We start from the raw sequence: 12,470 nt of genomic DNA, 5'->3' as shown, positions 1-12,470 counted from the left end.
TTTTTGTAAGAAGCTTAAAAAAGAACGTTTGAATGGCTCTGTCGGGAATGAAATCAAGTTCTTGTCAAAATCGGGAATGGGATCAAGTTCTTGTCATAGGGTTTTGACAAGAACTTGATCCCATAAATTAAAAAAACCGCGATTTACGCGGCTTTTAATGAGATAATGTTCTTGTCACCCGACATTCAAGTATTTTTGGCTCTGATTCTTTCGCTCGTTAAAGAATGCTGCCCTTTAGCTTAATGAAAAAGAAGCAGCTGCCGCGGCGGCAAATTGCTCCTGGTTCGCTGAACTAACCTTATCCGCTAGCTGAATGTTTAGCTTAATTCGTCAAGCTATACTCTGAGATTTACGTACACCAAGTATTCAGGATCGGTTATCTGTTGTAGTTGAATCTCCTGTTATTTATATTTGTCTTTTTAAACATTACACTCCTGCAATTTTATGTTCCTCAATATTTACCAAACAACACAAGCAGCAGGAAAAATAGGTTTTTCACAATTTTTTCATACGTGCCCTTCCTTCAAACGTGAAAATACCAAGAATTAGTTATCAGTTTCCCATGCTTTCGCATAAAACTCCTTGCTCATAATGCCCATATAGCCGGTAGCCCCTGCAACAATCGTAGGGCATTCACAATAAAAACAATTTGCATTTCCAATATTATTCTGCAAGTAATTACTATCAGAATAAAACTGCGATCTTATGTATTAGCCAAAATCTTCATTGTATTGCTTCCGACTTCCTCCACTGTCTAAATATATAGACTATTTTAACATTGTAACCGTTGTCAACAGACTTTTAAATTAACTTTAAAGCTTTTTTATTTAATTAGGACAAGTTTATTCCAGTCTTTAAATCATCTTAATAAAAAATAGGCTCCTTAAATAAGAAACGCTTTTAAAAATTGGAATATATTATTACTGTCAAACTCCTACCCCTTGCCACCTTTTCATCCTCCGCACGAAAAGGTGGCTTTTTTATTTTTGAATGTAGACTGTAGCAAGCCTATCTCAATTTTCTAATCCTTTTCTAATGAATTATTCGGAACCATAGGCATACATCCCTAGTCCATTGACTTCAGTTACAATCGATCAGGCGCAAGAAATCAATTGGAAACCTGTAGAACAAGCACTCGGCATATCTGGAAAAATGACTGCAGACGGTGTGTTTAAATTCGGTTTGCCGCGGCGTGATCTACAAGTGACCGTCGAGGGAATAAAGATTAAACCCACTTTTGTACTTGGTAATGCGCTTTTTGACGCAATTAAGGCTCAAAATATGGAGGGCATCGTTGCTAAGCAAAAAGAGTCCATCTACGTTTGCAAGCGTAGCCCCCAATTGGTTAATAATCATTAACTGGACTTATAAACTGGCTGGCGAAAGCAGGATTTTGGATGGCTGGCAGCGGTGCACGGCGATGGCAGTAAAATTGCGCCCTGCTGGCGTAATAAAACTTGGGGTATCCCCGATAGCTAAGAAGGTGTTTAGAGAAGTTCTCTAAATAGGTCGAGTAATTACGTGTATAACTCGTTCTCTGCATCACTAAATCTTTGAAGATACAGGATCAACTTTTTCCAGACTACGTATATATAGTTACCCCAAAATACAACAAAAAGATACATTCAAAGCGTCTTGCCCTTGCATCAAAAAAACAGTAGCTGATTTCTTACAAGCTGCTGTTGAAGAAGCCCACACCTATACATAAAAGGTGTGGGCTTCTTGGATTAAATCTACTTTATCGGGTACGGCTGAATAATTCGATCCCAATGCCGATGCTGGGCAATTGCATCAATAAATGACTTGTAGAATGCTTTGTCTGTACTTTGTTCTTCTGTGATCAAAACGCCATTCAACTGAGCATCTTTCTCTCCTACAGCCTCTACGGCGCCTGCGGAAATAAGCAGACGAACACCGTCGCCTACAGCTGCTATAGCCTTATAATGCTGAAATGCTTCACGAACAAATCCCGCTGATGCAATGTCGCTAAGCAACTCGTTCACACCTTGAGATCCGCCGGAAACATAGACGGCGTCATACAACACGGAAGCAGCCGTTAGCAGCGATTGCTGAGGTTCGATAAACGTACCGTCAGCACTTTTTACTGGAGCAATTGTTTTACTCACAATCTCTGCCGTTATTTTCGACGCGGTCAACTCTTTTAACAATGCTTGCACCTCTGCCGCGTGATAGCCCGTTCCGAGCATCACCGCCACCTTACGTGTAGCAGCTGTCTTCGTCTTGGTCATCATGCTGAGTGCAGGAGATATGGCGATCGGCGTCACAGCGACACCCTTTGTAGACCTTGCTCCAATGCCTTCGGCTATTCGCTCCGCAAGATCCTCTGCCACCTGGCTGAACACATCCACCACACGCTGCCTAATTTCTTTAGACATTACCTTGCCTAGCTCGAACTGGAATGCGTCTACGATCTGACTTTGCTCTATCGGAGACATGCTATGCCAGAACATCGAAGCTTGGCTAAAATGATCTTCGAAGCTATTGCTTCTAGCCTTAATCTTCCGACCTTCCACCTTCTCCTCGTAATGGCGATAACCACCTTCACTTGGCGGTACTTGCGCAGGATCATTGTTCGCCAAGCTGTTTTTATGATAGCTCGTCTGCCCCTGATTAATTGTCATCCGATGCATGCCATCACGTTGATTGTTATGTACTGGTGCGATCGGACGATTAATCGGAATTTCCGAAAAATTTGGCCCACCGAGGCGAAGCAATTGCGTGTCGGTATAAGAAAATAGCCTTCCTTGCAGCAATGGATCATTCGTGAAATCAATGCCCGGTACAAGATTACCGACATGGAAGGCTACCTGTTCTGTCTCTGCGAAGAAATTATCCGTGTTCCGATTCAGAGTCATTTTCCCAACAATTCGCACAGGCAAAATCTCTTCGGGCCATAGTTTCGTGGCATCCAGTATATCAAAGTCGAAGTTGAATTCATCTTCCTCTTTCAAGATTTGAACGCCTAGCTCGAATTCAGGATAGTTCCCTTGCTCGATCGCATTCCACAGATCGCGGCGATTGAAGTCTGGGTCTTTGCCAGCTACTTTTTGCGTCTCATCCCATACCAGCGAGTGTACGCCCAGTTTCGGCTTCCAGTGGAACTTAACAAAGTGTGACTTGCCATGCTCATTAATGAATCGGAACGTATGAACGCCGAATCCTTCCATCATACGAAAACTACGAGGAAGCGCTCGTCCTGACATTACCCACATGATCATATGAGCAGATTCAGTATTCGTACTTACGAAATCCCAAAACGTATCATGTGCCGACGAAGCTTGTGGAATCTCGTTTGGCGGCTCAGGCTTAACAGCATGTATGAAGTCGGGAAACTTAACTGCATCCTGTATAAAGAACACAGGCATATTGTTTCCGACGAGATCGTAGTTTCCTTCCTCTGTATAGAACTTAACTGCAAAACCACGTACGTCTCGTACTGTATCGCTTGAGCCCCTTGATCCTACCACGGTGGAGAATCGAACAAACAAAGGCGTCCGTATCGAAGTATCGGTTAAAAACTTCGCCTTTGTGTATTCAGCTAGTGATTCGTACAACTCAAATTCGCCATGGGCGCCGAAACCTCTCGCATGTACGACACGTTCAGGTATACGCTCATGATCGAAATGAGTCATTTTCTCCCTGAAGTGAAAATCCTCCATAATGGTCGGTCCGCGCGGACTAACTTTAAGAGAGTGTTCGTCATCCTCGACTCGCAATCCCTGATTCGTTGTTAGAGCCTCACCTTTATCCGTAACACGATAGGCATCCAACTGCTTTTGCTTTACGGTATCTTTATCGTTCACATATAACTCCTCCTACTTCAAGATAAGGCATATTATCCGCAACTCCATCCTAATTAATCCTTTTATGGATATAAATTTAGTTTATATTGGAGTAAGGATAATAGGGATTATTTTCAACCTCCTATTGCTTCAATGAAAAACAGCAATCCAATAGAGTAATCCGAACTATCCTCACCGCCGCCAAAGCCAGATCGAGGCTGAAACGGCAAATGCTGCAGCAGCGGTGATTTTTTTGGAAAAGAGGCGGACGCGGCAACCCTGCCAATCATGCCTATGATCTGCCAGCTCCCCATGCTGACGCTTGAACAGTTACGCGTAAATCATAAGGACTCTTCTTCACGTTACGCGATAGAAAATGGTCGGTTCTTATGGCTGAAACGTAAGTAAACTAAAAACTCCAATCCAAGTAAACATGGAATTGGAGTTTTTTAGTTTGGAAGAGGCTCATTTCCTTCTAATCTTTCCAGCTTGGAGAGCTTTCAAATACTTATTTCTTATGCTTTTAATTTTTTGATACATCGTTTTAACTTTGAGTTTGTTAAACAGATCATGGGATGGATAGTCAAAATTGACTTCAATAATCCATATTTTTGATGTTGATCGATACCAAAATCGATGCCAATTTGAGAAGAATATTTGTAGCGATTAAATCGATGACATATGCGATGACTTAAAGCGATTAGGTCTTTAATCGTTCTATGTTGCTGCTCATGGGTTAAACGTAGTGAAGTGTCTAATGCATTCTCAATCGGAATTGCATATCCACCTCCCCTATTTACGTTTGTAATAACACTAGACGGTCCAGCAATTTTGGCTAACATTCCTGTGTACTGCCACTCATTCTGTGAGTTGCGCATCATCATGACTCTGATATCAAAAGGCCTCGTTTGGATTTTGGCTAAATGAATAGCTCTCTGAACGATATATAGATCTTTGGAAGTCTGTTTTTGTATCGAGTTATACGTGGACTTTAGATTTCGAAAGGATTTGACATCCCCCTTCTCTTTAACTAATCGATACTCCTTATCCGTAGACCAAGCTTTCATGATACCTTTGCCCATGTGAGACATATTCGGTTTAATGTAAACCGATTGGTACCGTCTCATCAAGCGATAAAATGAATCCCGATTTAATACCGTTGTCGACGGCAAATAAGCTCGGATATGAGGATCCTTTGAATAAAATAAGTGCAAACCTAACTTACCAGGCATGCCATCCTCTCCTCCTGTTAAAGTATCTCGCGAGCCGTAATGTACCTATCTAACAAATAAGGGCTTCTCCATCTCGTAATTGTCACGCCGGGAGGTGATTTATACGTATTGAGCATCCTGCCATTTCCGATATCAACCCCACAATGACCATCCTATTATCCGAATAGCGCGGTCTACGGAAAAAGATGACATCACCGGCTTCAACATCCTTTTGAGAGATCCTTTTGCCCACAGTTGTTTGAGATCTAGTCGTTCTGGGCAAGTTGATGCCATTTCTCCCGAAAATGTATTGGAGATACGATGAACAATCAAATCTTCTTAATTTTGAAAAGGGTCCTGCTCCAAACCGATATGGCGTCCCTCTCAATCTCATTCCGAGAGCTATTATGGCATTTGCCTTTTCCGTTTCTTTGATCCTAACGGCTTTCTTAAGCCCCCTTTTAGCACATTCCTGCTGTAATAGGTTCTTTTAGATTTTTGTTAATCGCAAGCAATCTCTTTTCCCTGGTCAGTAAGGATGGGATGCACCCGAAAGTTAACTCCCTCTCTTCTGGCAACCCTCCCTGTCGTGGAATAGATATGAATTCAGAACCATCTGTAGCAAACAGGAACCTGGCATTGCCTCCTTTCAAATCATACTCTAGAATTTCCAATACACCGTTCAAGGCTAGGTAGCGAATTCCGTTTAGAAGGATAATTATTTTGTTTATAAAAGTTTTACGCGTATTTTCAAAAAAGTCATTTTGTAAAATAACAATGTCAATCGTTTGTCTTTGTATAATTGGCATAACAATCTCCACATTTTTTCAATTACTTCTTTATATTCTTAGAGGAAGGGATTTGAACCCTGGAAAAACACATAAAAATTAGATGGTCGTTATTAATGTCCATCTTCCCGGGTTCATATCGTTCGTAGTCATGTCAACCTTTTCTTAGTTTAAGACAATTGAAATGATTGGGTGCCGTTTCCGACAGAATCAACGCTCACCGTTTCGAGCATCACACTTATCTAAAGCCATCTAAAGCCCGTGCCCCATGTAAATCTGTTCGCATATAATACCTCTAAATGAATATGTAGGAGGTAGATCTAATGAAGAAAGTGAAATACAAAATGGGGAAATTAGGCAAACATATTTTCATGCAAAAATATAGCAATATAAACACGGTATTACCTGACACAGAAGCAGCAACAAAATCTAACATCTTAAATATGATAAGTAAGTATGACTCTCTTTACTTAAAACCAGATGAAGGCACCGGAGGTCGTGGAATATATAAAATAACTAAAACCGAAAATGGGTTTGTTTTAAGAGGCGGAACTACCTCAAGAAATTATGAAACCTTTGATGCTTTATACAGTTCTCTTCAGAAGTTCTTATATAAAAACAAATATGTTGTTCAACAAGGTATTGATCTGTTAAAACATGACGGTCGCTCATTTGACATACGGGTTATGGTGCAAAAGAACAGAAATGGACAACTCCAAACGACAGGTATAATTGGGCGGTTGGCTAAACCGAGCAAGATAGTAACTAATTTCCACAGTGGAGGCACACCATTAAAAATAGACACATTACTCAAATCACATCTCAGAGGAGCTGATAGGACAAACTTTATAAAAAAGATTAAATCTTTAGGGAGAGAAGCGAGTATTGTTCTCGGAGAAAGTTATAGAAGAAAAAAAGCTTTCGGAGTTGATATAGCTATTGATTCAAATATGAAGCCATGGATTCTAGAGATTAATACTGGGCCAGATATGAGTATTTTTAATACGCTTAAAGACAAAACAATGTATAGAAAGATTTTAAGGTATTCAAGATTTTGAACGATCAATTCGATGAACTGAACCTATTCGGATGGTATATATGATAAAGATTTTCCACTTATATATTCAGAATCGTCTTCATTTCGACTAAGTTCCAGAACTTTTATTAACGATTTACTTACACTCTGCTTGGTTGCAACCCTTCCCATTAAATCCATTTCTCCTCAACGTAATTTAAACATTGAGCATAAGTTTGCGTTTTTGATGTTGTTTGTGCTTGTGTCTATTTCAATAACTTAAGTAGGTGCGTACTTTAAATGATCTTGGAGGTGACTTTGCAAAATGCACATAACTGAGAGTCTTTTAGCGAAAGACACGAAATTCGAAACACCTTATTACACTATTAAAGGTTCCTCAGCAGGGAATAAAGTAATTGTAACAGCAGGTATTCATGGTGATGAAAGAGCAAGCATTCTCGCAGCTAAAAAATTTTTGGGTTTGATACAGAAGGATCTTCTCCACATTAACAAAGGGAGTTTGATTTTCATTCCAATTGTTAATCAAAACGCCTATAAAGAGCGGATTAGGGGTATTCCCGATTTGAATCGGACTTTCCCGCGTAAACACAATCATGTGGCAAGTCATCCTCTTTCGGCTGCCTTATTTAAATTGGCAAAGGAATTCCAGCCATCTTGGTATATTGATCTGCATGAAGCAAACGGTTTATCAAAAATCAACCCAAAGGTGTTAGGACAAACATTAATTGCCAATCCTAAAAGCAAAGTTATACCTATTGTAAGACGAATTGTGAGTCTCATGAATCTCAATATAAAACAAAAATCAAGACATTTTACGGTTCGCTTGCGGAATTTACCTTCTGGTTCGGGCCGTAATGCTGCATATCGTTTATTAAATTCAAGAGCTATCACCGTCGAAACGAGTTGGAATTTACCCCTTTCAGATCGAGTAAATTATCAAATGAAAATCCTTCGGAATATTCTAGATGAAGTAGGCGTGCTAAAAGAAGATATTGCTAGGTTCCCTCAACAGAATGATGAGAGGCAACTCTATAGGGAAGGTTACCGCTCTTTCTTTGGTTGATGCTGTATATGAAAAGACGACTTCTACTCCATCTTTTTGGGTAGTTGTCGTCTTATTTGCATTTATACGTCCTGTTTGTTCAGGTATTCTTATTCACTTAGTTTCAATTTCCGTTTTAGATTATCTGCGAATATTGCCTTCGCCCCTTCCATCTCCATCCCTAATAGACCGAGGATGTGGATACATCATACCCGTGCCTGTGTTTCAGTGCAATTTGTATCACTCCCATATTCGGCCTCCTGCTGTCATTATGCTATCGTTCTGAGATAGCTTAATCTCAATTGTGATAACCAATCGTAATTTCTCCATCATGATGAAATTCAACGACATATTTTGAAGGAGAAAGAATAAACACGTCAGAACTAACTGCCAATACGTCATCCATTGAATTTATGAACTTGTAGAGTTGCGTTACCAATACAGGACAATCTCCGTAACCCCAGAGAATAAAAACCTCATCCTCATCGATTTGCCCGTATTTTTCACTGAGGAAGTTCGTTAATTCAATCTCATTTCTTATTGTCATTTTTAAGCGGACATGTTCCCAGTCTATCCTCGACCAAGGGGTTAATGGATATGATTTTGGGAACAACTCATATATTTCTTGGCTCTTTTCTTCTGGCAGGATGGTGGTTCCTTCACCTAATGCACTAACACATTCCTCAAACAAGAGCCCGTATTCTATTCTTTGTTTTGATTTCTGTTTGTGTAATAGTTGTTGCAATGAGCATAATTAGTTCAACCATTAATTTAAGTGTATATTCATTTAAAGCTAGCGCCTTTCCGCTCATAATTATTGCACACATCTCGAATGATACTTATTATTCAATTATAGGCTTCTAACTACAACATTTATAGTGATCCTGGAATACATTATTTAGGGCTTCTACAATTACTCCCCTTACCACTATTACCGTTCCAACCCGTAAGATGGTTCTTTTTGTGTTCTTCAATATTATTGTACGCAATATCATACTTTACTCAGTTGGAAGATATTCAAAGAAGGTTAAGCTAACACAATGTTGGAAACAATTAAGAAAAATACATAGCATTTGTAGGTGGAATAATGACAAAAGATCAATTACATGATATGCAGGAATCCCATGCACTTTTTGAATATCAGCTATGGATAAATGAAAGTCTCTTTACCTGGACTTGGTGGTTTTTACTTGGAATGATCATTATCCCTTGGATCGTCCTCATAAAATTTATAGACCGCAAACGGGCACCAATTATTTGGTTTTTTGGACTAATCGTGCTGATTATTTCAATTATTACAGACGAATTTGGTGCAGACTTTGGTATCTGGATCTATCCAACAAAATTAATACCGTACTCTGTTTTTGAGTTACCTTTTGATTTTTCGATAGTACCCGTAGCTCAAATGTTGATTTTTCAATATTTTTCGACTTGGAAAACATTCTCCTTTGCTTTATTCATGCAAGCTCTTATTTTTGCATTTATTGGTGAACCGTTTTCTATCTGGGTTGATGCAGTTGCATATTATGGCTGGAACTACTTTTATTCGTTCATATTCTATATGTTGACCGGAACTCTCACTAGAGTATTTGTTCTAAAATGGATTCCCAAAAAGTGAAGTGAATTGAACTTTGCTTCCACATTGATCCGCTTACTATGTTTCATTTAATCAGGCAGACTTAGTCCTGACGATGTCATTAAGGGATTCTAGACATTCATGAAGTGGCATTCTGGTGTGCGTAGAGTTCATCTCCTCACAGAAAAGTTGGCTCTAAGCAGGCCTCACACGCTTACAAACTGCATATAGAGCTGTTTAAGTTTCGTAATATCCTCCATCGAAACCAAATTGCTCTGCTGCTACCATGGTCTCAGTGCTACTTTAAGTCAGTTGAGGTTCCATGTTCTCATAAGCATTTAAGCATGGCTGCAAAAGTGTACACTTAACTCCTCGCCCCGCTTGGTTTTTCACAATAAAAAAGCAACTCATATGAAAGACTTCTTATTATCCTGAACAGGCACCAATTTAAATTGTTGTTGCCTGGAACATGAGTGAGCGTAAAGAGTTCGCACATGTTTTAAAAAGCAAAACTGCGGAGTCATTTGTTTTAGTTATTACCTTTCTTCTTACTATTAAAGTACGTATGACCATAAAATAATTCAATTTAATTAGTCGCTTCATTCAGAACCCATTGCAATTGCTTTGGTTTCATGTATTGTACCATATGGATGCTGAGGTGGTGCATAGATTACGTAAATTTTAAGTGGTTTATTACCTGTATTGGTTACATTGTGCCATTTGCCAGCAGGTATCATAATTGCATAGTCATCACAGGCCATTTCTTGAAAATCTAATTTATCTTTACTATCACCCATTTGAACAAGGCCTTGACCTTCTTCAATACGTATGAATTGATCCGTTGTGGGATGAACTTCTAAACCAATGTCATCTCCAACATTAATACTCATTAGGGTCACTTGATAGTGTTTCCCTGTCCATAAAGCGGTGCGGTAATTATTGTTCTGCTTAGCAGCTTGGTCAATATTCACTACAAATGGTCTTGGTCCATAATCTGATAATCTAATGTTTTCATTATAAGGATTCCAGTTGGTATTGTTCCAATTGTAATAATGAGGATACCAATTATAGTTCCATTTTAGGTTATTCCAGTTGCAATGCATAGGATTATGCCATTGATAGTGATAGTATGAATTACGGTACATATTCATTTTCCTCCCATAATTTCATTGTTTACCTATTATTCTATGCAGTTGCCTAATTAAAGGATTGGAAAATGGGCAAGAGCCTAGATACTAAAAACGACGAGAACACCAAATTACAAACAATTGATCTCCAAAACTGCTGCCCGCTAGCCATAGTTGCAACGTAAACGTCAAATAGACCCCACCTAGCGATCAGAGTGGGGCTCATATATGATGAATGCAGAATAGTTCAGACGGCAGAAGTCTGGCAATGCTGGCGAATAGGGCATGAACGGCTCCAATGCCGCTGCCGTATGCAAGTCAGCAAGCTGAGGCAACTGCTCAAACAAGTACATGAGGTACCTGAACGGGTGCAGCCCGTTTTCCTTAGCCGTCTCGATCACACTGTAGATGGCCGCACTGGCTTTGGCTCCCCGCGGCGTAAAGGCGAATAACCAATTTTTGCGTCCGATCACAAATGGTTTGATCGAGCGCTCCCCTCGATTGTTGTCCAACTCCAACCGGCCGTCTTTCATAAACGCGGTCAGCTTCTCCCACTGGTTCAAGCTATAGCCAATCGCTTGACCTAAGAGGCTCTTGGGCATGATCCGAGATTTCTGCTGACGCAGCCAAGCATAGTAGTTATCCAACACGGCTTGGCCTTGCTCTTTTCGGACGGTCAGTCGTTCCTCAGGCGTGACTTCCTTCAGCTCCCGTTCGATGGTAAATAGCTCATTGCAAAAGGCCAGGCCTTGTGCGGCCACACTATGCGGATTACTTCTGGCTTCCGGCGCTGTCTTCAACGCTTCATCATACTTGCGCCGCGCATGTGCCCAGCACCCGACAAGCGTCACATTCTTGACCTTGTGGTAGCCTGCGTAGCCATCTACGTGCAAATAACCTTGGAATCCCGCTAAAAAATCTCGCGGATGTTCACCGCCCCGGGTGCGCTGGTAGTCGTACAACACCACCGGCTCTACGTTCCGGCCTGTGCGATTCAGCCACATGTACGAGTCCGACTGCGCTGCTTTACCTGGCTCCTTTAACACTTGAAGCGTGGTTTCGTCCGCATGCAGAACTCTCTGTTTCAGCAAATGACGTTTCATCTCTGCCACGACGGGCAGTAGCCATTGCTCCGCGCCGTAGACCATCCAGTTCGCCATCGTCTGCCTCGACAGAGGATAACCTAAACGGGTCCATTCCTGTTCTTGTCAAGGGTAAAGCGGCTGGCTGCCAACATATTTCTGGCACATGACATGCGCCATCGACGATGGCGATGCCAGACTGCCGGGATAGACAGGCCTTGGCATCGGTGCCGTGATGATCGGCGTTTGCAGGTCATGGCGCTCACAGTGGCGGCAAGCATGAACTTGCCGTACATGCTCCACCACCTTGACCTGCGGCGGGACGACGGCGATCTCGCGACGAGTTTCCGTGGTCATTTCATGCAGCGAGCCCCCACAGCAATGGCAGATTTGCTCGCCTTCGGCAAGCGTATACGTCAGCGTTTCCACCGGAAGCTTGGAGAGATCCGCTTCACGTTTGCCGCTTGCTTTGCGACGTTCATACGCGATTGTTTCCTTTTCTGGCTCCGGTTCAGACGCGGCAGTCACTTCCGCTTCATTAAACAGATTCAGCTCCAGTTGATCCGGGTGCGTCTTCTCGCTCGAAGCACCGAAGCGCTTCTGCTGGGCAGCGGAAACTGCTCTTCATACCATTTGAGTTTTGTTGAAAGCTCAGCAAGTTCGCGGGCTTGCTTTGTATTTTGTTGCTCCAACTTTTCGTTTTGCTGTTGGAGTTGTTCCAGGGTAAGGGATTCCGATGATGTGTCCATAACCTAGACATTCAATACCCCGATCCCTTATTCCTGCTGCCAAACGTTAAATGGCT

The 12,470-nt window shown here is 41.3% G+C and carries 11 protein-coding genes and 1 pseudogene; 4 read left to right on the top strand and 8 right to left on the bottom strand.

The annotated features are described in order from the left end of the window. Positions 1-1,074 precede the first annotated feature (1,074 nt). On the top strand, positions 1,075-1,359 hold the full coding sequence (locus tag GON05_RS16640; protein WP_157320126.1) for a DUF1259 domain-containing protein: 285 nt from the start codon (positions 1,075-1,077) through the stop codon (positions 1,357-1,359). Between the two features lie 374 nt (positions 1,360-1,733). On the opposite strand, the gene GON05_RS16635 is transcribed toward GON05_RS16640, so the two are convergent. The 5 genes from GON05_RS16635 to GON05_RS39340 all read right to left on the bottom strand — a co-directional run bounded on the left by GON05_RS16635 (position 1,734) and on the right by GON05_RS39340 (position 5,823). Then, complete coding sequence (locus tag GON05_RS16635; protein ID WP_181646104.1) at positions 1,734-3,824, bottom strand: catalase; 2,091 nt, start codon at positions 3,822-3,824, stop codon at positions 1,734-1,736. A 113-nt stretch (positions 3,825-3,937) separates the two neighbouring features. After that, complete coding sequence (locus GON05_RS16630) at positions 3,938-4,093, bottom strand: hypothetical protein (protein WP_181646103.1); 156 nt, start codon at positions 4,091-4,093, stop codon at positions 3,938-3,940. A 225-nt stretch (positions 4,094-4,318) separates the two neighbouring features. Beyond that, a complete protein-coding gene (locus GON05_RS16625) occupies positions 4,319-5,035 on the bottom strand; it encodes a YheC/YheD family protein (RefSeq protein ID WP_157320124.1) in 717 nt (238 codons plus the stop codon). An 82-nt stretch (positions 5,036-5,117) separates the two neighbouring features. Beyond that, on the bottom strand, positions 5,118-5,408 hold the full coding sequence (locus GON05_RS39345; protein ID WP_246239212.1) for a C40 family peptidase: 291 nt from the start codon (positions 5,406-5,408) through the stop codon (positions 5,118-5,120). Between the two features lie 67 nt (positions 5,409-5,475). Then, entirely contained in the window at positions 5,476-5,823 is a 348-nt protein-coding gene (locus GON05_RS39340; RefSeq protein WP_246239210.1) for a hypothetical protein, read from the bottom strand. 302 nt (positions 5,824-6,125) lie between these two features. On the opposite strand from GON05_RS39340, the gene GON05_RS16615 reads away from it, so the two are divergent. Beyond that, positions 6,126-6,860 (top strand): YheC/YheD family protein, encoded by a 735-nt coding sequence (locus GON05_RS16615; protein WP_246239208.1) that lies wholly within the window; start codon positions 6,126-6,128, stop codon positions 6,858-6,860. A 282-nt stretch (positions 6,861-7,142) separates the two neighbouring features. Then, positions 7,143-7,901, top strand: coding sequence for a M14 family metallopeptidase (locus tag GON05_RS16610; protein ID WP_157320123.1), 759 nt, complete (start codon positions 7,143-7,145; stop codon positions 7,899-7,901). A 277-nt stretch (positions 7,902-8,178) separates the two neighbouring features. On the opposite strand, the gene GON05_RS16605 is transcribed toward GON05_RS16610, so the two are convergent. Next, positions 8,179-8,625 carry a CDI toxin immunity protein gene (locus GON05_RS16605; RefSeq protein ID WP_157320122.1) on the bottom strand — a complete coding sequence of 149 codons (447 nt, stop codon included), beginning with the start codon at positions 8,623-8,625 and terminating at the stop codon, positions 8,179-8,181. Positions 8,626-8,967: 342 nt separating this feature from the next. Between GON05_RS16605 and GON05_RS16600 the strand changes: the two genes are divergently transcribed. Then, positions 8,968-9,498, top strand: a complete 531-nt coding sequence (locus tag GON05_RS16600; protein WP_157320121.1) for a CBO0543 family protein — start codon at positions 8,968-8,970, stop codon at positions 9,496-9,498. A 557-nt stretch (positions 9,499-10,055) separates the two neighbouring features. Here GON05_RS16600 and GON05_RS16595 read toward each other — a convergent pair. Both GON05_RS16595 and tnpC read right to left on the bottom strand, forming a co-directional pair. Then, entirely contained in the window at positions 10,056-10,601 is a 546-nt protein-coding gene (locus GON05_RS16595) for a cupin domain-containing protein (protein ID WP_157320120.1), read from the bottom strand. A 185-nt stretch (positions 10,602-10,786) separates the two neighbouring features. Then, positions 10,787-12,414, bottom strand: a pseudogene (gene tnpC, locus GON05_RS16590) (IS66 family transposase). Between the last annotated feature and the right edge of the window lie 56 nt (positions 12,415-12,470).

Source organism: Paenibacillus anseongensis (assembly GCF_009757995.1).
In the GTDB taxonomy this organism is placed as follows: Bacteria; Bacillota; Bacilli; order Paenibacillales; family NBRC-103111; genus Paenibacillus_E; species Paenibacillus_E chondroitinus.
The sequence above is the reverse complement of the archived record's forward strand: the minus strand, read 5'-3'. Positions and strand labels throughout refer to the sequence as shown.